Origin of the sequence: Pedobacter alluvionis, assembly GCF_003664035.1 — a bacterium.
Taxonomy (GTDB): domain Bacteria; phylum Bacteroidota; class Bacteroidia; order Sphingobacteriales; family Sphingobacteriaceae; genus Pedobacter; species Pedobacter alluvionis.
The window spans coordinates 324292-345655 of sequence record NZ_RCCK01000012.1; the positions used below are offsets into that span (position 1 = coordinate 324292).

17 protein-coding genes and 1 other RNA gene are annotated in these 21364 nt (G+C 37.3%); 14 read left to right on the plus strand and 4 right to left on the minus strand.

Translation table 11 applies throughout. The annotated features are described in order from the left end of the window. Positions 1–20: 20 nt before the first annotated feature. The 3 genes from BCL90_RS15365 to BCL90_RS15375 are packed head-to-tail and all read left to right on the plus strand — an operon-like array spanning position 21 to position 5163. Positions 21–1466, plus strand: a complete 1446-nt coding sequence (locus BCL90_RS15365; RefSeq protein WP_121284884.1) for an ABC transporter permease subunit — start codon at positions 21–23, stop codon at positions 1464–1466. After that, positions 1453–2877, plus strand: coding sequence for an ABC transporter permease (locus BCL90_RS15370; protein WP_121284885.1), 1425 nt, complete (start codon positions 1453–1455; stop codon positions 2875–2877). The genes BCL90_RS15365 and BCL90_RS15370 overlap by 14 nt, the downstream gene beginning before the upstream one ends. Before the next feature lie 33 nt (positions 2878–2910). Continuing rightward, positions 2911–5163 carry a TonB-dependent siderophore receptor gene (locus BCL90_RS15375; protein ID WP_121284886.1) on the plus strand — a complete coding sequence of 751 codons (2253 nt, stop codon included), beginning with the start codon at positions 2911–2913 and terminating at the stop codon, positions 5161–5163. Between the two features lie 65 nt (positions 5164–5228). Here the strand turns inward: BCL90_RS15375 and lysA are convergent, their stop codons facing one another. Continuing rightward, positions 5229–6395, minus strand: a complete 1167-nt coding sequence (lysA, locus tag BCL90_RS15380) for a diaminopimelate decarboxylase (protein WP_121284887.1) — start codon at positions 6393–6395, stop codon at positions 5229–5231. Positions 6396–6560: 165 nt separating this feature from the next. On the opposite strand from lysA, the gene BCL90_RS25745 reads away from it, so the two are divergent. Next, positions 6561–6725, plus strand: coding sequence for a hypothetical protein (locus BCL90_RS25745; RefSeq protein WP_166792216.1), 165 nt, complete (start codon positions 6561–6563; stop codon positions 6723–6725). Here the strand turns inward: BCL90_RS25745 and BCL90_RS15385 are convergent. Continuing rightward, a complete protein-coding gene (locus tag BCL90_RS15385) occupies positions 6714–8027 on the minus strand; it encodes an aspartate kinase (protein ID WP_121284888.1) in 1314 nt (437 codons plus the stop codon). The two genes, BCL90_RS25745 and BCL90_RS15385, sit on opposite strands and share 12 nt — an antisense overlap. 262 nt (positions 8028–8289) lie before the next feature. Here BCL90_RS15385 and BCL90_RS15390 point away from each other — a divergent pair, with 262 nt between their 5' ends. Beyond that, positions 8290–10026 carry a phospho-sugar mutase gene (locus tag BCL90_RS15390; RefSeq protein ID WP_121284889.1) on the plus strand — a complete coding sequence of 579 codons (1737 nt, stop codon included), beginning with the start codon at positions 8290–8292 and terminating at the stop codon, positions 10024–10026. A gap of 134 nt (positions 10027–10160) precedes the next feature. On the opposite strand, the gene BCL90_RS15395 is transcribed toward BCL90_RS15390, so the two are convergent. Continuing rightward, positions 10161–10898 (minus strand): hypothetical protein, encoded by a 738-nt coding sequence (locus tag BCL90_RS15395; protein WP_134380664.1) that lies wholly within the window; start codon positions 10896–10898, stop codon positions 10161–10163. 181 nt (positions 10899–11079) lie between these two features. Between BCL90_RS15395 and BCL90_RS15400 the strand changes: the two genes are divergently transcribed. From BCL90_RS15400 to rnpB, 8 genes are all read left to right on the plus strand, one after another. Further along, the gene (locus tag BCL90_RS15400) at positions 11080–11289 is read left to right on the plus strand and encodes a hypothetical protein (protein WP_121284891.1); all 210 of its coding nucleotides are present in this window, start codon (positions 11080–11082) and stop codon (positions 11287–11289) included. Then, positions 11289–11663, plus strand: a complete 375-nt coding sequence (locus BCL90_RS15405; RefSeq protein ID WP_121284892.1) for a type II toxin-antitoxin system VapC family toxin — start codon at positions 11289–11291, stop codon at positions 11661–11663. The genes BCL90_RS15400 and BCL90_RS15405 overlap by 1 nt, the downstream gene beginning before the upstream one ends. Positions 11664–11834: 171 nt before the next feature. Further along, entirely contained in the window at positions 11835–12119 is a 285-nt protein-coding gene (locus BCL90_RS15410) for a hypothetical protein (protein WP_132397827.1), read from the plus strand. A gap of 145 nt (positions 12120–12264) precedes the next feature. Continuing rightward, positions 12265–14592: a TonB-dependent receptor gene (locus tag BCL90_RS15415; RefSeq protein ID WP_121284894.1), complete on the plus strand. Its 2328-nt coding sequence runs from the start codon at positions 12265–12267 to the stop codon at positions 14590–14592. 74 nt (positions 14593–14666) lie between these two features. Next, complete coding sequence (locus tag BCL90_RS15420; protein ID WP_121284895.1) at positions 14667–16187, plus strand: PepSY domain-containing protein; 1521 nt, start codon at positions 14667–14669, stop codon at positions 16185–16187. 47 nt (positions 16188–16234) lie between these two features. Then, on the plus strand, positions 16235–16882 hold the full coding sequence (locus BCL90_RS15425) for an SCO family protein (protein ID WP_121284896.1): 648 nt from the start codon (positions 16235–16237) through the stop codon (positions 16880–16882). A 71-nt stretch (positions 16883–16953) separates the two neighbouring features. After that, the gene (locus tag BCL90_RS15430; protein WP_121284897.1) at positions 16954–17376 is read left to right on the plus strand and encodes a c-type cytochrome; all 423 of its coding nucleotides are present in this window, start codon (positions 16954–16956) and stop codon (positions 17374–17376) included. Between the two features lie 59 nt (positions 17377–17435). Next, an RNA gene (gene rnpB / locus BCL90_RS15435) (RNase P RNA component class A) lies at positions 17436–17833 on the plus strand. On the opposite strand, the gene BCL90_RS15440 is transcribed toward rnpB, so the two are convergent. After that, entirely contained in the window at positions 17833–18711 is an 879-nt protein-coding gene (locus BCL90_RS15440; protein WP_121284898.1) for a polyphosphate kinase 2 family protein, read from the minus strand. The two genes, rnpB and BCL90_RS15440, sit on opposite strands and share 1 nt — an antisense overlap. A gap of 143 nt (positions 18712–18854) precedes the next feature. On the opposite strand from BCL90_RS15440, the gene BCL90_RS15445 reads away from it, so the two are divergent. Continuing rightward, positions 18855–21311: a transglycosylase domain-containing protein gene (locus tag BCL90_RS15445; protein WP_121284899.1), complete on the plus strand. Its 2457-nt coding sequence runs from the start codon at positions 18855–18857 to the stop codon at positions 21309–21311. Positions 21312–21364 lie beyond the last annotated feature (53 nt).

Sequence of the window (21364 nt, forward strand, 5' to 3'; positions counted from 1 at the left end):
ATTATTAAATTAATCTTTTAATGAAAAAAAACAACATTGCCATTTGGCAAATGCTGATAAAAAAAGAGTTGCTGGTGATTTACCGGAACAAGACGATGCTCATCTCTACGGTAATGATCTGGACACTTTTTATTGCGGCTGCCATTTGTACATATTTAGATTATCAATCGGCGCACAAGCAAAGAATTGAGGCCAATACAATTTTCAGGCAGCAATGGGCACATCAACAACGGAATCCACATGATGCCGCACACTTTGGCACCTACCTTTTTAAATCGATCAATCTGTTAAACGTATTTGATACCGGATTAGATGACTATGCCGGGAATACCTACCGTATTGAAGCCCATCTGCAACACGAACCTGACGCAGCAAATGCGGAAGGAAATGATAGTTCCATGCGTTTCGGCAGGCTTACACTTGCTTTGATTTTGCAATTGCTCATTCCGTTACTAATCCTTTTCATCACAGCAACCAGCATTACCATAGAAAAAGAACAGGGTACATTGAAAATGCTGCTGGCTCAGGGATTAAGCACTTCAAGGTTAATATGGGTTAAGGTAATTTCAAGTTACCTTTTTATCATAACAGTGGTTTTACCGATCTTTTTATTGATGATCATGATGCTATTGATCTCTCCCGGATCTGACATACTGCTCACCAGATTACTTTGGATGATATTAGCATTTCTATTGTATTTTTTATTCATTGCTTTGCTGGGCATATTGATTTCAGCCTGCAGTGGTAATTCTGGAAAAGCACTTTTAACTGCCTTGAGCTGCTGGATATTAATGAGCATCATTTCGCCGAAATTACTCACCGGAATTGCCGATCGCAGCTATCCGCCTATGTCTCGCGCTGCTTTTACTGAGCTTGTTGAACAAGGATACAGAAAGGGGCTTAATGGCCATGATCCTTATGCAGAACGTGGGGAACGTTTCGTTAACAATATTCTTAAAAATTACCATGCAGACTCCGTTAGTGAGCTTCCTTTTAATGTTGAGGGTTTAACATTTCAATACCATGAGGATTATCGTAATATGGTGTTTAACCATTATCTGGCGCAGGTAGCAGAACAATTTGATAAACAACAGAACTTTTTAACGATAGCGGGAATCTTTAATCCGTTTCTCTCCATCAAACGGATTTCGATGGCGCTCTCTGGCACAGACTATTATCATCACCAATATTTTTTTAAACAGGCGCAAACTTACCGCAATCATTTAATTAAAAAGCTGAATCTGCAGCTGGCCATGCACAGTAAAGATGTAAAGGGAGAGTATATCCTAGGTCCTAAGTATTTTGCACGGCTTCAAAACTTTGATGATCAGCTTCCACCTACCCATAAGGTAATTCAGTTAAACCAGATTGGACTATATGCTATAGCCGGATGGATTCTGCTACTCGCCGCATTGCTCCAGTTTATTGCTTCACGTTCTCTAACCCGCCATTATGAACCTGCTTAAAATTATATTTAAATTTGAGCTGCGTATGCTTCTCAGGCAGCGATTGGTATTGTGCTTAATTGCTTTCTTCTTTCTAACAGGTCTCTACAGCATCTATGATGGTTACCATATAACTAAAAAACAGCTTACTGCTATTGATAGTCTGGAACGAAATTACGATCAGAAATTTAATGAGCTGGCTAAAAATTTTAAGGCAGATACCACTACCTCAGCAGGAAAAACCAGCTATGCACAGGCGGGAATTCCATCTGTGATTGAATACCGGAATCCGCTCAATGCGGTACACAAACCTGCAACACTATCGTCACTATCTGTAGGACAAAGGGATATATTACCTTATTATGAAGTAATTACCCGAAAAAGAAATGCAGTAAATGCGCCAAATGCTGAAATTGCCAATCCGGAAATGCTCGCAGCCGGAAATTTCGATCTCGCCTATGTGATCATTTACCTTTTTCCATTATTGGCTATCGCATTATCATATAATACCTGGTCGAAAGAGAAAGAACAACAAACTGATCGCCTGTTGGCTGTTCAGGGAGAGCATCCTAAACGCATCATCGTTTATAAACTTGGCTTTCGTTTTACCGTGGTGGCATTACTGGCCTGGTTGCTGAGTGCTATCGGAATCATAAGTGATTCGCAACTCAGTTCCTTTAACCTGACTACTTCCTTATTATGGTTTTTTACCGTTACAGTATATCTGGCATTCTGGTTTTCAATCTGTTTAATGCTGATCAAACTCGGCAAAAGTTCTGCTGTGAATGCACTCTACCTACTGGCTGCATGGTGCTTCTTTCTCCTGGTATTGCCTGCCCTTACCAACGCCTTCATTCGCCAGAAGTATCCTATTCCATTAAAAACGGATGAAGCCGTTGCTTTACGTGAAAACAGCGAAGCCATTTGGGCAATGCCTAAACAAGCGCTTATTGATACGTTTTATGCGAATCACCCAAAATATAATTCCTTAAAAAGCGCTGCGGATACCAGCGAGAATAGCACCGTTCGTTTCAGTGCTTATTATGATCTTCTGGGCAGGAAAATGACTTCGGTGATAATACATTACAATCAGTATCCGCGAAAGCAAAATTTGATTTCAGCTAAATTAAGCTGGATTAATCCGGCTACGAAAACACAATACTTGCTGAACTCAATAGCAGAAAGTGGCCTGACGGATTATTTATCTTATCAAAACCAGGTCAATCAATTTCAAAAAACATGGGTCGATTTCATGACAGATTATATTATTCATAATAAAAATTTAAGCCTTGCTGACCTACATCATCTTCCCGAATTTAAAATGCAACCAACTCCTGGAAAGAACACCAATATCTTAACAGACATCCTTGGGTTGCTGATGATCTCCCTCTCTATCCTATTCTTAAGTACAAAAATCAAATTACCATTATAACACAATTACCATCAATTTAATAAGACTACAGAAATGAAGAAAAAACTTTACTTGTTATTAATCACCCTTATTTGCATTCCCCGGCTATTTGCACAACAGCAAAGCAAAACGAAATCTACATTAGATTCTAACAGAACGCAGCAGTTAAGAGAAATTAGTATTGCCGGAAAAAAAGCTGTTAAATTACGAAAAGACACCTTATCGGCAGCCTTGAGAATGCAGATTCCACTACTTCAGATGCCTCAAAACATTATTAGTATTTCTTCTGCATTGATACAGCAGCAAGGAAGTTTTCAATTAAAAGACATGGCCAGGAATGCCAGCGGAATCTATTTCGGATACAACAGTTCCCCTTTTGACAATTCTGCTTCCATTAAAATCAGAGGGTTTAATGCCGCTACCACTATTAACGGGATGCCCAGCCGGCTGGTGCTTGGTGCAACACTTGATGATGAAGCCTTAATTGAAAATCTGGAATTTATTAAAGGTCCGGCCGGATTTATCAGTGCTGTTGGCGAACCCGGCGGAACATTAAACATTTCTACCAAAACACCGAAAGAAAAGCTACTGAATGTGCAGCTTACCGGAGGTAATTACAACCTTTTCAGATCTACAGTTGATGTTGGCAGTAAAGCTTTAGACAAAGGGTTTTCTTATCGTTTCAACGCAGCATATCAGCGGCAAAATTCTTACCTGAACAACATGAAAACGGAGAAATATGTGATTGCTCCTGTAGTTCAGTATAACTTCAGCCCGCGGACTTATGTCATTGCCGAATATAATTACATTCGCGGTGAAGTAAAAAATGGTTCATCCATTAATAAACTTCGCCAGGATAAAGATGTATTGCAAGATCCGATTGGCGTAAATTACAGCGCAGGTATTGGCCTTCCGTTGAGTGTTGCACAAACACATACGGGCAGATTTGTAGCCGTTCATAAATTCAATTCGAACTGGCAGTTAACTTCCCAGTCTAATTATGTGAAGGCTCCTTCTACGCAATGGTATATGGTTTCATCAAATAACAGAACTTCAATCAGCTTTGATGATGCGGGTAAAACCAAGCGGATATCCAGTAATTCTAATTTGTTAGGTGAAACCTATAACACCAACTTATTTCTGAATGGTAAATTTAACACCGGGCAGTTTAAACATACACTCCTGGTTGGTGGCGATTATACTAAAGGAAAAGATTCGCTTTCAACCTATTACGGAACTAATCCTATCGCGTTCGACCGCAACAATCCGAATTATGATGTCGATCCAAATATGGTAGCTGTAACCAAAAGATCCATCAGGCAGGAAAATAAAATTCATTACACGGCAGCGTACGTTTATGACAATATTGCCTTTAATCAATTTCTATTGACAGTTGGAGCGCGGTATACAGAATACAGAAATCAGAATATTTTAACCACCACAAGAGGCCCACGTACACCTGATCAATACAAGCAACACGCCTTTTCACCACGTTTAGCCCTAACTTTTACTCCTGATTCTACTTCATCCATCTACTTTTTGTATGACCAATCTTTTGTTCCGCAAACGGGTCAGGTCGTAACTGAAACTACAGCCAGTGCAACGGCAGGACAACGGACAGTTACCGGAACAAGACCTATAGACCCTCAATTCGGAAATAGCTTCGATCTTGGTTTTAAGAAAAAATGGTTTAATGGAAAGCTGCTGACCACCATAAATGGTTTCCATTCGGCAAAACAAAATGTATCTGCCAGGGATTTTAGAAGTTATACAGCTGCTGCGGGCGCTGTAGCTTATTACCTGCAATTGGGAGAGGTAGTGAGTAACGGGGTTGAAGTTGATGTGATTGGAAACATTACCGATCGCCTTTCATTAGTGGCGAATTACACCTATGTAGATGCTAAAATTACGAAAGACAATAACCTTGATCCTACGCCAGACGATCCTTCTATTATAGGACAAAAAATGCCTGATGTGCCTCAACAAATTTTTAACACCTGGATTCAATACAGCATTCCATTAAAGGGATATAATAAAATTTCACTGAGTGCGGGCCAAACCAGTATTGCAAAACTCTCTGCAATTAGTCAGCGGGATATTTTCTTACCTAATTACACCAAGTTTGATGCTGGGGTAAGCTTTACAAATCCGAGATATTGGGTTAGGGTAATTGCAGATAACCTGGCGAATAAACGTTATATTTCTTCCGGGGATATTACAACTGATTTCCCGTATGCCGGGAATAACTATTTCTTTGTTGAAGGAGAACCCTTTAACATCAGGTTTTCTGTTGGCCTCAGGTTTTAACACCTTATTGCCTAAAAGATCGCCGATACGTTTGTAGCATTTGTTCTGCGTATCGGCGATTGATATTAGATTTCGTTACTGTAAACCGATCTTATGGCATCCCTAAGGTTATATTTGGAAGCCATTACTTCTCCGTAAGCACCTGCACTACGGATGGCAAAAATATCACCTCTGAAAGATTCTGGCTGCTCAACTTCTTTACCAAAACAATCAGTACTTTCGCAGATTGGTCCTACAATATCGTATTTAACTGAGGTTTGAGATTTGAGATTTGAGATTTGAGACAAGTTTTCGATTTTGTGATAAGCTTGATATAAAGCCGGTCGCATCAATTCGGTCATCCCTGCATCTAAAACCACGAAGTTTTTTTTCTTTCCTTTTTTAATGTAAAGTGCTCTTGTAATTAATGATGCTGATTGTCCAACTAAAGCCCTACCCAGCTCAAAATGCACTTCCTGACCAGGTTTAACAGTCAGAAACTCGTTAAAAATTTTGAAGTAAGATTCGAAATCTGGAATTTGATGATCGGGATTGTAATAATCAATCCCTAAGCCACCACCAACATTTAACACTTTAAGGTTAAATCCTTTATCTTCAAACCAGGCTGCAAATTCATTTACACGTACACAAAGGTTTTTATACACATCCAGATTGGTAATTTGTGAACCAATATGGAAGTGAATGCCGATAAATTTAAGGTTTGGCGAAGCTTTTAAAGTCTCCGCACATTCCGGTAAATCCCATGAATTAATTCCGAATTTATTTTCATCTAAACCCGTGGTAATGTTGTGGTGAGTATGGGCATCAACATTTGGATTAATGCGGATAGCAACCTGTGCCACTTTTCCTTTTGCAGCAGCCAGTTCGTTTAGCACCTCAAGCTCCTGGATAGATTCTACGTTAAAGCAGAAAATATCAAGATCAAGAGCTTCGTTGATTTCTTTATCCGATTTGCCTACTCCGGCAAAAACGATTTTTTTGTGATCGAAACCTACTTCAACAGCTCTTCTCACCTCTCCTGCACTCACACAATCTGCACCGAAACCAATTTCTTTGATCTGGTTTAACAGCACACTATTGAAGTTCGCTTTTAATGCATAATGGATATGGAAATGGTATGGAGCCGCTGCATCTGCACAGGTATGCAAGGTTTTTTGCAACAGATCGGTATCATAGTAGTAAAAAGGCGTTTCAATATTGTTAAACTTTGATATATCTTTATCGGCGAACATGTTCAAATTCCTTATTATAATTTTAATTTTATTCTTCGGGTTAGTTTATTTGGGTAACCACCTGGATTTAAAACATGCAAGAATTACCCGGAAACAATACAATGGAAAAATCCGATTTTTTATCGTGTTACTTTTTATTGTACTGTTCCTTTTATTTATCAAAAAATGAAGATAACAGCTGCCATATTTATCATTCTTATTCTTTCTGCGGGATTGTATAACTCCTACAAAAAATACAAAAACGGATTACTACCATCAAGCTTTTTGGCTTTTCACTTCCTTATCGGATTAATGGTAGTAATTGGCGCCTTTTTTCTCTTATTCGAATAATCTATTGTGCAAGCTTCTTAAAGCCTCAGTTTTATACTCGCTTAAAATTAAAAGCGATACATTATAATTGCTTCCTCCGTAAGAAATCATACGGATTGGAATGTGTTTTAAACCTTCCAAAACCCTGCTGGCGAAACCATGTTTCTCTGATCCGAAATCGCCAACTACACACACAATACTGTGGTTGGTATCTACTTCTACTGTTCCGAAACTTTCCAGTTCTTCGATAATCTGCGGTAAATGAGCTGTTTCATCAATGGTTAATGACACGGCCACCTCAGAAGTAGTAATCATATCGATTGGTGTTTTGTAACGCTCAAAAACTTCAAAAACACGGCGTAAGAAACCATAAGCCAATAACATGCGGCTAGATTGGATGCGGATTGCAGTAATCCCGTCTTTAGCAGCGATTGATTTAATCTTCCCTTTTTCGCTATCATGCGTAATCAAAGTACCCGCCGCAGAAGGCTCCATCGTATTTAATAAACGAACCGGAATTTTATATTTCTGTGCCGGGAAAACCGATTGAGGATGCAAAATCTTTGCACCAAAATAAGCCAACTCAGCTGCTTCATCAAATGATAACCGGGCAATTGGCCTGGTGCCTTTAACAATACGTGGATCATTGTTATGCATACCGTCTATATCCGTCCAGATCTGAACTTCTTCGGCCAGAATCGCAGCACCTAACAATGAGGCTGTGTAGTCACTACCACCACGACGCAGATTATCTACTTCGCCAAAACTATTGCGACAGATGTACCCTTGCGTAATAAATAACTTATTGTCTTTATGCTCTTCCAGCAAAGATGTTAAGTGCTTTGTGGTAAACGGAATATCAGGCTCGTTATCTTCATCCGTTTTCATGAAATCCAATGCGGGTAACAATACGGATTCGATTCCAATTGACTTCAAATAGATGTGATATAAAGTGGTAGACAATAATTCGCCTTGCGCCAGTACTACTTTTTCCTCAATTGAAGTGAAAATATCATTGGTTAAAACGGCTAAAAAGCTAAAATGGTAATCGATCACTTCATTTCCCATTTCCTGAAAATCAGCAGCGGGCAAAAGTTCAATTACGAAATCCTTATATTTTTGATATAAATTTTCTACGGCGGTACTTCCGTTCTTCTTATCTCCGGCTAAAAAATAATTAGAAATCTCTACTAAACTATTTGTAGTTCCAGAAACGGCTGATAACACTACAATCTGTTCTTCATTTGGATCTATGATATCCAATAACTTCGTCATGCGCTCGGGGCTACCAACAGATGTACCCCCAAATTTTAATATTTTCATCTACTCAAATTATTATTAACTGTGATAAAAACTGCCAAAACTTTACATAATCCCTTTTGGATTGTGAAAAAGTTAAGATGATTTTACTTTAATACCGGAATTTCTTTATTATTGTATCGGGGCGTGAAAATAAGCAAAACAAGCTTAAAAGCAACACCCTCAACAAAATAAAATTTGGATGAGTTGAAATAAATAGGTTTCAACCAAACATCATTCATTTAAATTTGTTCAACACCAGATATTAAATTAAAAAAACAGCTCAATGCAGGCAATTGACCAATCAACGCAAGCCACAATTAATCAGTGGTTAAGTGGGAATTATGATGAAAATACAAAGGCAGAAATTCAGGCTCTTGTAAATAAAGATGCGACTACAGAATTAACAGATGCATTTTATAGAAGTTTAGAGTTTGGAACAGGCGGTTTACGCGGTGTAATGGGGGCAGGTTCCAACCGGATAAACAAATACACCATTGGAACTGCGACACAGGGATTGGCCAACTACTTAAACAATAAATATCCGAACGAGAAAATCAAAGTGGCCATTGCGCATGATAGTCGCAACAACTCTGATTATTTCGCTAAAATTACAGCTGATGTTTTTTCAGCAAACGGGATTCATGTATATTTCTTCTCTGCATTAAGACCCACGCCAGAGCTTTCTTTCGCTGTGCGCCATTTTGGTTGTAAAAGTGGAGTCATGTTAACCGCATCGCATAATCCTAAAGAATATAACGGTTATAAAGCTTATGGTGCAGACGGTGGCCAGTTTACCTCTCCTGATGATAAATTGGTAATTGATGAAGTAAACAAGATTAAAAGCATTGATGAAGTAAAATTTGATCGTGTAGATTCAAATATTGAATTAATTAGTGAAGATGTAGATAAACTTTATTTGGATGGTATTGCAGCGCTTTCAATTTCTCCGGAAGCCATTAAAAGACAGCATGATTTAAAAATTGTTTACTCACCTATCCACGGAACGGGAATCACATTGGTGCCTAAAGCGCTAGCTCAATTTGGTTTTACCAACGTAACCTTAGTTGAAGAGCAAAGCACACCAGACGGAAATTTCCCAACTGTGGTTTATCCAAATCCAGAGGAAAAAGAAGCATTAACTTTAGCGATGAACAAAGCAAAAGAGATTGATGCTGATTTAGTTTTGGCAACTGATCCAGATGCGGATCGTGTGGGTATTGCCGTAAAAGATAATGATGGCGAATGGGTGCTACTGAATGGTAACCAAACAGGTAGTCTGTTAATTAACTATTTATTATCAGCCTGGCAAGATAGCGGCAAATTAGATGGTAACCAGTTTATTGTGAAAACCATTGTAACCTCTAACCTGATCGAAGAGATTGCCAAAAAGAAAAATGTAACCTATTACAATACCTTAACAGGATTTAAATATATCGGTCAGTTAATGACTGAGCTGGAAGGCAAAAAATACTTTATTGGTGGTGGCGAAGAAAGCTATGGCTATTTGATCGGCGATTTAGTACGCGATAAAGATGCAGTAGTTTCTGCAGCTTTTATCTCTGAAATGACTGCTTATTACAAAGATAAAGGTGCAAGTTTATACAATGCCTTATTGGATATGTATGTAGAATATGGCCTTTATAAAGAAGATCTGGTTTCGTTGACTAAAAAAGGTAAATCAGGTGCTGAAGAAATTAAAGCCATGATGGTTAAATTCAGGGAAAATCCTCCTGCAACATTAGGCGGTTCTAAAGTTTCAGTATTGAAAGATTACGAATTGAGTCAGGAAACAGATTTAGCAACAGGAAAAGTAACTAAACTGGATTACCCGACTTCGGATGTTTTGCAATTTATTACTGAAGATGGAAGTATCGTTTCTGCACGTCCGAGTGGTACGGAGCCTAAGATTAAGTTCTATTGTAGTGTAAATGCGCCTTTGGCAGATAGAAAAGATTTTGATTCGGTTAATGCACAGCTTGGAGAAAAAATTAAAGCGGTAATGGCCGATTTGCAGGCATAGTTTGCTATAGTGTCGTCATCTCGACTGAACGCAGTGGAATGGAGAGATCTTTCTGGATAGATTTTTCAACTGCACTACACCCGATACTATCGGGTCCGCTCGTAATGACGACACTATTTTCTACTGATTATTAATTAATCAATCAACTCTCTTACATTTTTCTTAGAAATATAAATAATAGCAGGCTGATTCTTTTCAGTTGAAACATATTTGCCTGTGTTTTTATCATGGATACTGCGTGTTGCAGAAACATAAAGCCTTCCCAGTTTATCTACATGTAGATTGGTAATCTGGTTATCAAATGGGACCGGAAGTATTTTTGAAGTTCCGTTTTTAAAAACTTCGATATCACTTTTAAGAACATAGCCAGAGCCGTTTGCCGGACCACCATCAAAAGATTCTATATTTTCTTTAAGTTTAATTTTAAACTGGTTATTTACAGAGACGCTAGCAAATGCCTGAGATCGCTGTTCCGAAACTCCAAATTTAGTGCTCCAATCCCATGTAAATCCCTTATCTAAACTAAAATACTGACTAAAAGTTGCCAATTTCTGACCGGCTTTATCCTTCAGGCTGTTTGCCTGTAAGCCAAAAATAGTATCCTTTACAGATAGAAAACCATAAATCGGTTGATTATTTACTTTTGTTTTTTTCCAGGTTTTGCCCCTATCAGTAGTTTGATAAATTTCAGTTAAGGTAGATACCATTAATGTATCATCAATATTCCCGTAAACAGCATGGGCTTCTCTCCCATCGGCAATCTCGAGCCTGGTCCAATCTGGATCACTAAAGGTTGGAGGTACATCTGGAACTTCTTTTTTGGCGCATGATGACAATACCATCATCACCGCGATAGTTTTAAATAATTTCATAGGTTTCATTTTTGTGTATGGCAAGATAGAAAAAAATTACTTTAACTAAAAGCGCAGGTAAAGTCTGCTGCACAAACTCAAAAATATATTAGAATCACTTGTAAGACACGAACCGTACAGCCTTTTAAGGAAGTCAAATCAATAAAAATAGATTTCTTATATTTACAATAAAAATAATATCATGACGGAGATAATCTTAAAAGACAATTTAGAACAGCGCAAAATTGATGCTTTACTAAACTTTTTGAAATCATGGGATATTGATGCTGAATTAAGAATCACTAATGCGGAGAAATCAACTGAAGTGATAGAATTTTCTTTATCCAAAGGTATTTGGAGTGACTACGATATTAACTCGGAAGAACTTCGTGATAAAGCCTGGAAAAGATAATGGTTCTGTGTGATACAAACATCTTTATTGAAATTTATAAAGGAAATGATACCGTCATTGAAACTTTTAAAAACATTGGTCAAAACAGCGTTGCAATTTCGGATGTTACTTGTGCAGAATTACTTTATGGAGCCAGAAACAAAAAAGAATTAAGTTTAATAAGAAAAGACATCAATAATTTAGTGGTTTTACCCATTTCTTCTCCAATATCCACACAAGCAGTAAAATTAGTGGAGCAATTTTCTTTATCACACAATCTTAATCTTCCAGATGCTTTAATTGCATCTACCGCAATGTTTCATGATTTAGAACTTTATACGTTAAATCTTAAATACTTTAAATTCCTGAAAAACATCACCTTATATCAATTTTAAGTTATACTTTAAAGTTTAAACTCAGCCAATTTTTATTTTCCTTTGCTGCAACCAATTTCTTTAATACTTTTGCAGCGCAATACCATGTTCAAAAAAATCTTAATATATCTGATCATTATATGCACCGTTAGCAACGGTTTCATGCAATTGGTGATTTATTCTGGTTATAAAATGAACAAAGAATACATTACCAGTGTATTCTGTATTAATAAAGAGCATCCTGAATTACATTGTGATGGACAGTGTTTCCTTGCAAAAAAACTGAAAGACCTTGATGGTAAAAATAAACAGGCTCAGGAAAACCTTAAAAGAGTTATAGAGGCTGAACCCAGATTTCAGACTATTGCATTGAACCATCATATTCCTTATTTCATCATCACTTCAGAAAATCTTTACATCGAAAAACCGGTTAAAGATCTTTCCATATCCATATTCCATCCTCCAAAATTGGGTTAATTTTTAATTATAACCACTAATAACATCAAATAGAAAGCACCAGTTAATGCCAATCAGGCGTTAAGCAGCCATGTTTATCTATAAAATACAAATGTTATCCAGCTGGTTAGTTTGAAACTATTAATCACCACCCAATTTTTAATGAATGAAATTCAAAATACTAACAGGCATTTTGCTATGCCTTAATATTGCTGCATACGCCCAAACAATTAAAGGAAAAATATACGATGCGCAAACAAAGGAACCTGTTGTTGCCGCGCTGGTTAAGGAAAAAAATAGTGTTAACATTACAAAAACCAACAATGAAGGTTATTTCGAATTAACTTGCAGCCAGGCTTCACCAGATATTTTAATTAGCTGCATCAGTTATAAAAATGTAGAAATTAAAGCTTACAACAATCAAAATATAGAATTAACAACCGATTCCAGAACTTTGCAGAGTGTTATGGTTACGGCAAATAGAGAAGCTTCGTTAAGTAGCGAAACGCCCATTGCAATAACGAAACTTAGTGCGAAATTAATCGACGAGACGAAAGCTACCACTTTATTCGAGGTGGTAAATAAGACACCTGGTGTTTTGATGGTCGATTTAGGCAATGAACAACACATGATGTCTATCCGACAGCCAATTACAACCAACCCGTATTATTTATATATGGAAGATGGTGTTCCTATTCGACCCATGGGTGTTTTTAATCACAATGCCCTGTTACAAATTAATCAATATACGGTTAGTTCTATCGAAGTTGTTAAAGGTCCGGTTTCATCCATCTACGGACCAGAAGCTATTGGTGGTGCAGTTAATTTTATCATGCAAAGACCAACAACAGTTCCTACTGCTAAAGCAGGATTTCAATTTGATAACTGGGGATATAAGCGGTTTCAGTTTGGCACTGGTGCTACAATTGGAAAATTTGGATTCTACATTGGAGGTTTAACCAGTAAACAAACCAATTCGTGGATGACCACTTCTGACTATCATAAACAAACAATAAATGCCCGTTTAGAATATAATTTCACTCCTAAAACACGCTTAATTGGTAATTTTATTTACGGCAAATACAACTCCCAAATGAGTGGTAGTGTAGATAGTATTGCTTTTTATAGTAGAAACTACCTGAGTACATCTGATTTTGCTTACCGCAAATCGGATGCGAACAGAACACGGTTAACCCTTGAACATGAATGGAATGAAAATGCTAAATCATTTATTACCATTTTTAACAGAAACGATCAATTAGGGCAAAATCCTTCCTATGGTATCAGATGGAAAACAGGCCAAACTACTGCAAGTGGTCAAATTAATGCTAACAATTTCAGCAGCTATGGTGTTATTGCGCAGCACAGTCAACATTTCAATTTCTTAAATTCAAAATTAATTGCCGGGGCCATGTTTGATTATTCTCCAAACGACTATTGGGCTTATCAAACTGATTTAATTGCACAACTTCGTCCTGATGGAAAATCGGTTGAAAAATATAGCCTTAAAGAAGAACGTCCGGATATTGAATTATCTGATTACAATGCCAAAATCCGCAATGCCGCAAGTTATCTGCAATATGATTTCGAGCTGGTAAAAAAAATAAGATTTTCTACAGGTCTCCGATATGACAGGATGAGTTTTACCTATATAAATAACTTAGACAACAGTTCCGGAGAAAAAGCATATAGTAAGTTAACGCCTAAAATTGGTTTAACTTATCAGATCGATCAGGAGAAAGGGCTATATGCCAATTACGCACAAGGTTTTTCGCCAACCGCTTTAACTGCAATTTTCAGAGCAAAGCCTAACACCAGTCCTGCTCAGTTTTATTATAACCTGGAGCCTGCAACTTTCCAGAATTATGAGCTTGGAGGTTGGGCAACATTCATTAACCATAAAGTTTATGCTGATATTGCTATTTACCAAATGAATGGCACTAATGAATTGCTAAGTATCCGTCAACCAGATAATTCAACCGATTATCAATCGGCGGGAAAAACTTTGCATCGTGGAATTGAATTTGGCATAACCGCTAATCCTGGGCCTCAATTTTCTTTCCGTTTTGGCGGCACAGTTGCCATACACAAATTCATCAGTTTTCAGGTAAGTGATAATCCTAAAGATGCCCTACAGAATCTGAACAATTACGAAATGCCATCTGCTCCGCGCTGGGTATACAATACAGAGTTTAACTATTATCCAAAACAATTGCCAAATCTGCGGATGTCTATAGAGTTGCAACATTTATCTTCTTACTACCAGGATCAGATAAACACAGTTAAATATGATGGTTATACGCTACTAAACTACCGGATTGGGTATAAAATTAAAGGTGTGGAAGTATATAGTAATGTAATGAATTTAGGAAATACACTTTACGCAACAAATGTTACCAGAGGAAATAATGCAACAGATACAAGCACCTTTACTCCTGCGGCACCAAGAACATTCGTGTTCGGAATCCAATATAATTTTGCAGGGAAAAAATAGAAGTACCAAAAGATGTCATCAGATCGCATCAGGTTTTCATTTACCTCTTTCATTTAAAATAAAAAATTTTAAAGATGAATAATAAAACATCAAATTTTAAACAAAGCGTCAAGCGTAATATGTACAAATGGCATCGTACTATTGGGCTTATTACAGTTATTCCTGTTATTTTCTGGACATTATCCGGATTGATGCATCCTTTTCTGTCCAATTGGTTTAAGCCTCAAATTGCCCATCAGATTTTAGTACCAAAACCCATCAATAAGGGGCAGATTAAACTCACATTTCAGGATGTTTTGCTTAAAAATAATATCCAGGAATTTAAAAACTTCAGGATAGTAAATTTCGATCAGCAAACCTATTATCAGCTTAAAAGTATCAAGGGAGATTTACACTATTTTAATACAACAACCGGAATAGCATTAAGTAATGGAGACGAACGTTATGCTGAATATCTGGCCCGTTATTTTATCGCAGACCGTTCGAGTAAAATTAAATCAATTACTGTTCAAACAAGTTTTAGTCAGCAATATAAATATGTAAACAGATATCTTCCGGTTTGGAAAGTAAGTTTTAACCGAAAAGATGCCATGGATGTTTATGTAGAAACAGCCTCTTCTCAATTGGCTACCTTTAATACCGATGCAAGAAAAACCTTTTTGTGGCTGTTTGATAATTTCCATAGCTGGTCATTTTTAGAAGCAATCAGTAATAACGTGGTTAAAACCTGTATTATGGTAGCTTTATTGTCCATTATTACTTTATCTGCTTTAAGTGGTATTTTAATTTATGGTGTGCTCTGGAAAAAATTTAAAAAACCAAAACAGGGAAGCAAAATTGGTTTCTTAAGGCTTTACCACCGTCAGATTGGAATTTGCATTTCTTTATTAACATTAACCTTTGCATTTAGCGGAGCTTATCATATTATGAATAAGCTTAACTCAAATACCATTCAAAATATAGTTTACCAGCCAAACATCAATATTAGTGAACTTAAAATACCCAATAACATTTTAAATTTAGATTTGAACCGCCTGAGCAATATTTCCCTTGTAAAGTTTAAAAAACAGGTATATTTTCAAGTATTCTACAATAAGACCGAAGATTTACCGGAAGAAACGATTTATATCAATGCAAAAGATAGTTCGAAACTCAACAACGGTAATCTCGAATATGCTAAATTCTTAGCAAATAAATTTGAAAACAAATCAGAAGATACAGATGAGCCCGAAATGGAATGTTGTACTTCAAACGTTACTGAAAATGACATTTGCAAAGCGAAACTAATAAAAACCAGCGTACTCTATAAATTCGATGATAGAGAATATGGGTTTGTTTTTAAACGCCTCCCTGTTGTAAAACTAACGTATAACACTCCCAATCACACAAATTTATATATCGACACAAAAACATCCCGTTTAGCTGCAAAAATTGCAGATGCCGATCGTTACGAAGGGTATTCTTTTGCTTTTCTGCACAAATTCCATTACCTGGATTGGGCAGGGAAAAACTTTCGTGATTTCTTTATCTTATTAGCGGCCTTGTTAATTTTAACCGTTAGCTTGCTCGGCTTAATGATTTTTATAAAAAAGTAAAAAACAAAATACAGTAAATTTGAAACATATTAATCAATTATAATACAATGAAAAATATCAGCTATATCACAATCCTTATAAGCGTAGGTTTATTATTCGCATCTTGCAAACAAGAAAGAAAACTTCCATTTTATGGCGAGCGCCATGCAGAAACCGTTAAAGATGCTGCAGGTGTAGAAAAAATTGATACGGTTTACCAAACGATTCCTGCTTGGTCTTTCTTAAACCAGGATAGCATTGTAACGACCAATAAGTCAACGGATGGCAAAGTTTATGTGGCCGATTTCTTTTTTACTTCCTGCACCACCATCTGTCCTACCATGCACCGTAACTTAATGACGGTTTATAATGACTTTAAAAGCAATCCAGATGTAATGTTTGTATCACATACAATTGATTTTAAATATGACAAACCTCATGTTTTAAAAAAATACGCTCAAAAATTAGGCGTAGATGGTCCGAAATGGCAATTTCTTTATGGTACAAAAGATAGCGTATACACTTTGGCCGAAAAAAACTACTTAGTGGCAGTTGGCGAAGACAGTACTGCTAAAGATGGTTATATTCACCAGGGTTACCTGGTTTTAATTGATAAAGACAGGCGCATCCGCGGTGCTTACGATGGCACCAAAGAAGATCAGGTAGAGCAGTTGAAAAAAGATATTCCCGTTTTGTTGGCCGAATATAAAAAGTAAAGTTATATTTAATCATCCTTTCGATCCGCTAGCTATCGGATCGAAAGGATGATTTTCACTACAAAACATCCATGCGCAAGTACATTATCAATTCAGTTTTTTCCCTTTTTATTATAGGCATCATTGTTTCCTGTCAAAATCAGGAAACCATCGATCTGCAAAATTACATGTCGAACGGAAAAGATATTTATAAAGCCAAATGCCAAAACTGCCATGGTGTAAACGGCGAAGGATTAGGTAAACTTGCTCCCCCACTTACCGATTCGGTATTTTTAAAGGTAAACAAAGCTCGTTTAGCCTGTTTTATTAAAAACGGTGCAAACGAATCTTTGATCATTCATGGTCAGGAATACAAAGAAAAAATGCCAGCTTTCCCTGAATTAGCTGATATTGATGTGGCACAGGTAATGGTTTTCATTACCAATTCATTTGGTAATAAGCAAGGCTTTGTACCTTATTCGAAGGTTTCAAAAGATTTGCAGGATTGTAAATAAATACAAAATCTTTGTGCTCTTTGTGTCTTTTGTGGTCAAAAAAAACCATCTTTGCGCAAAATGCAGGCTGTTCTATCGCTGTTTCGAATAAAATCGGAAGAGAGGAAAGTCCGGGCAACGCAGGGCATCCCGCTTTCTAACGGAAAGGGATTCAGGAATGAAAACCTGAATTACGGATTAGTGCAGCAGAAAATATACCGCTCTGGCTTATGTCGGAGTAAGGGTGAAAACGTGCGGTAAGAGCGCACGAGCATTGCAGGCGACTGCAGTGGTTTGTAAACCCCGGGAGTTGAAAGACCAAATAGGCTAACATCCCGACTTTATGCCGGGATAAAGGGCTGCCCGTCCGATGTTAGTGGGTAGGTCGTTAGAGATAAACGGCAACGTTTATACTGGATAAATGATAGAAGCCTGAGCAATCAGGAAACAGAACCCGGCTTATAGGCCTGCATTTTTTTACTCACTTAGCAAAATACGCTTGGTTTCACTCAGTTTGGCTGTTTCTTCCTCTCCAAGTACCGGAAATTCAAGATCTAAACTTTTTAACTTTTCTACAATAATCTCACTAATAGCCAGCCGGGTAAACCATTTTTTATCAGCGGGTATAATGTGCCAGGGTGATTCTTCTGTACTTGTTGCATTGATTGCATCTTCATACGCATCCATATATTTATCCCACAAAGCCCTTTCTTTAATATCACCTGAAGAGAATTTCCAGTTTTTGGTAGGATCATCAATACGTTCTAAAAAGCGTTGTTTTTGCTCATCCTGGCTCACGTTTAAAAAGAACTTTAAAATTACCGTTCCATTAGCGGTTAAATGCTCTTCAAAATTTTTAATGCTATTGTAGCGCTGCTGCCAAAAACTTTTGCGGATCTCTTTAACATCATCAAAACCTGGAATATTTTCGCTCAGAATATATTCGGGATGTACCTTACAAACCAAAACGTTTTCGTAATGCGAACGGTTATGGATGCCTATTCTACCGCGTTCTGGCAAAGCTTTATAATGTCTCCACAAAAAATCGTGCTCATATTCTTCTGGTGTAGGAACTTTAAAACTATAAACCTGGCATCCCTGCGGATTTAGTCCGCTCATAACGTGCTCAATGGCACTGTCTTTACCTGCAGCATCCATCGCCTGAAAAATGATCAGAACAGAATGTTTGCCTGAGGCATATAATTTCTCCTGTAAATGGTTTAATTCTATTTTCGAATTCACCAATGCATCTTTAGCTTTTTCTTTGTTATAACTACCAGTAAAATCAGTTTTATGATTTTTTAAAGAAAATTTCTCACCACCCTGTACAATTAACCCTTTAAATTCGTTCTTCATAATCATGTATTATTTTAGATAAATCGATGCATCGTTAATTTAAATATAGAACTAAAAAATAAGTAAATTAAATACGTTAATTTGCATAGAGAGTTTTTTATATTTAACGCCACAGCTTTTACCTAAAGATCATCTTATCCAATATGTTTAAAGAGATAAAGAACAAGTACTTACGTTATTCTACAATATTTTTATTTTTTATAATAATTTTCTTTTCTGCCCTGCAATTAAATTTTTTATGGCTATTTGGCTACTCACCAAGTGTCCGGGATATTAAAGCACCTACCCTGCGTGTTGGTTCTGAACTTTACACTGCAGATGGAAAACTGATTGGCAGATATTTTAAAGAAAACAGAACGCCTGTAAATTACAATGATATTGCACCTAGTGTAATACATGCTCTGGTTGCTACTGAAGACGTGCGTTTTTATAAACATTGGGGTATCGATGTGCAGGCAGTTGGCCGAGCAGTTATTGGTTTGGGAAAGGATGGTGGAGCCAGTACCATTACCCAGCAGCTGGCAAAAAACCTTTACCGTACACGTTATAATAAATCGCAGGGATTATTGATTAAAATACCTTTAGTTAGAACCTTAATAGTAAAACTAAAGGAATGGATGACAGCTGTAAAGTTAGAATCCAACTATTCTAAAAATGATATCATCACCATGTATCTGAACACCGTTTCGTTCGGTAATAATACATACGGAATAAAAACGGCCAGCCGGATTTACTTTGATAAAGAGACAAAAGATTTAGCTACTACAGATGCAGCTATGCTTGTGGGGATGTTAAAGGGAACAACCTTATATAATCCAACTAAAAATCCTGCAAAGGCTTTGGAAAGAAGAAATGTAGTGCTTGCGCAAATGAACAAGTACAAATACCTCAGCAAGGATAGTTTAACACAATTATCAAAGGAGCCTGTTAAACTGAAAGAAGGTAAAATGCAGGATGGCAGTGATGGTGACTCTTATTTAAGGGCAGCTGTGGCAAAATATTTAGAGAAATGGTGTACTGATAATGGTTACGACCTTTATGAAGATGGATTGAAAATTTACACGACCATCGATTCTCGACTACAGGGTTATGCCGAAGAAGCGGTTGCCGATGAGATGAGGATTTTGCAACGCAGGTTTTATAGTGTTTGGGGCAAAGAAGATCCCTGGTACGATTCGGAAAAGCAAAAGGTTGATTATCCTGACAGGGCAATGAAAAACCTTCCGATTTATTCACTCTTGCAAAAGAAGTTCCCTAACAATCCAGATTCTGTTATTGCCTATTTCAATAAAAAGAAAAGAATGCAGATTTTCACATATAAAGGCGATCGCGATACTTTATTCTCTACTTTAGATTCGATCCGTTATTACGGAAAAATCATGAATACGGGAATGATGACTATGGAGCCTGCAAGCGGAAAAATTAAAGTTTGGGTGGGCGGTATAGACCATAAGTTTTTCAAATACGATCACGTAAATCAATCTAAACGCCAGGCGGGTTCTACTTTTAAACCATTTGCTTATTTAACCGCTTTAGAACAAGGCATGAGTCCTTGTGATAAATTTACCGATAAGCCTGTTAAAATTGCTTACCAGGATAAAGGCCAAACGAAATATTGGGAGCCAAAAAATGCCGATTATAGTGTTTCCTACCGCGAAATGAGCTTACGCTGGGCCATGGCAAAATCAGTGAATACCATTACTGCCCAGGTAACCGAAAAGGTGGGCTGGGATAACGTGGTTAAATATGCACACGAATGTGGTATTGACAGCCACCTGGAATCTGTACCATCGGTAAGTTTAGGATCAAATGATGTTACCGTTTACGAGATGGTAAAAGCTTACGCTACCTTTATGAATAAGGGGATTAAAACCGATCCCATATTGGTAGAAAAAATTACCGATCAGGATAACAATTTAATAGATGAATTTAAACCTAAAACAAAAAGGGTTTTAACTGAAGAAATTGCCTGGTTAATGACCTATATGTTCCGTGGTGGTATGGAAGAACCTGAAGGAACTTCCCAGGCCTTATGGGAATGGCCTGACCTGTTTAAGAAAAATAACCAGATTGGTGGTAAAACCGGTACTTCTTCTGATTATGTGGATGCCTGGTACATGGGCTTAACCAAAGATCTGGTGACTGGTGTTTGGGTAGGTTGTGATGAAAGAACAGCCCACTTTAAAAATGGCGAGCAAGGTGAAGGATCGAGAACTGCCCTGCCAATTTTTGCTAAGTTTATGGAAAAAGTTTACCTCGATCCGAAATCAGGATATACTTATGGGCCTTTCCCTAAAGCAACAGTTGATATTACCCGCACTTACAATTGCCCTAGTCCAAGAATTATCAGGGATACAACATCAACTGACAGCGTAACCGTTGATTCTACTGATTTTACCGTTCCTGCCGAAGTACCCGTTACTACGGAACCGTTAAACAATGAACCCGAAGTTAAAAAAGAAGAAAATAAAACAGAGCCTGCTCAAAATCCCGTTACCCCTACTGTGCCACTAACCAGAAAAGAGGAACGTGAACTTCGGAGAAAACAACGTCAGGAAGAAAAGGAAAAAAAGAAAAACGAAGATAACAATCAGCAATAGTTTTTTGGACCGAAATAAACCAAAATAGCTCACTGCCTGTGTAAAATAGGTAG

What these genes read in the sequence shown, in the direction of transcription:
- BCL90_RS15365 (WP_121284884.1), top strand. Translation starts at nt 21, where the DNA reads ATGAAAAAAAACAACATTGCCATTTGGCAAATGCTGATAAAAAAAGAG.
- BCL90_RS15370 (WP_121284885.1), top strand. Translation starts at nt 1,453, where the DNA reads ATGAACCTGCTTAAAATTATATTTAAATTTGAGCTGCGTATGCTTCTC.
- BCL90_RS15375 (WP_121284886.1), top strand. Translation starts at nt 2,911, where the DNA reads ATGAAGAAAAAACTTTACTTGTTATTAATCACCCTTATTTGCATTCCC.
- lysA (WP_121284887.1), bottom strand. Translation starts at nt 6,395, where the DNA reads ATGTTCGCCGATAAAGATATATCAAAGTTTAACAATATTGAAACGCCT.
- BCL90_RS25745 (WP_166792216.1), top strand. Translation starts at nt 6,561, where the DNA reads ATGAAGATAACAGCTGCCATATTTATCATTCTTATTCTTTCTGCGGGA.
- BCL90_RS15385 (WP_121284888.1), bottom strand. Translation starts at nt 8,027, where the DNA reads ATGAAAATATTAAAATTTGGGGGTACATCTGTTGGTAGCCCCGAGCGC.
- BCL90_RS15390 (WP_121284889.1), top strand. Translation starts at nt 8,290, where the DNA reads ATGCAGGCAATTGACCAATCAACGCAAGCCACAATTAATCAGTGGTTA.
- BCL90_RS15395 (WP_134380664.1), bottom strand. Translation starts at nt 10,898, where the DNA reads ATGAAATTATTTAAAACTATCGCGGTGATGATGGTATTGTCATCATGC.
- BCL90_RS15400 (WP_121284891.1), top strand. Translation starts at nt 11,080, where the DNA reads ATGACGGAGATAATCTTAAAAGACAATTTAGAACAGCGCAAAATTGAT.
- BCL90_RS15405 (WP_121284892.1), top strand. Translation starts at nt 11,289, where the DNA reads ATGGTTCTGTGTGATACAAACATCTTTATTGAAATTTATAAAGGAAAT.
- BCL90_RS15410 (WP_132397827.1), top strand. Translation starts at nt 11,835, where the DNA reads ATGAACAAAGAATACATTACCAGTGTATTCTGTATTAATAAAGAGCAT.
- BCL90_RS15415 (WP_121284894.1), top strand. Translation starts at nt 12,265, where the DNA reads ATGAAATTCAAAATACTAACAGGCATTTTGCTATGCCTTAATATTGCT.
- BCL90_RS15420 (WP_121284895.1), top strand. Translation starts at nt 14,667, where the DNA reads ATGAATAATAAAACATCAAATTTTAAACAAAGCGTCAAGCGTAATATG.
- BCL90_RS15425 (WP_121284896.1), top strand. Translation starts at nt 16,235, where the DNA reads ATGAAAAATATCAGCTATATCACAATCCTTATAAGCGTAGGTTTATTA.
- BCL90_RS15430 (WP_121284897.1), top strand. Translation starts at nt 16,954, where the DNA reads ATGCGCAAGTACATTATCAATTCAGTTTTTTCCCTTTTTATTATAGGC.
- BCL90_RS15440 (WP_121284898.1), bottom strand. Translation starts at nt 18,711, where the DNA reads ATGAAGAACGAATTTAAAGGGTTAATTGTACAGGGTGGTGAGAAATTT.
- BCL90_RS15445 (WP_121284899.1), top strand. Translation starts at nt 18,855, where the DNA reads ATGTTTAAAGAGATAAAGAACAAGTACTTACGTTATTCTACAATATTT.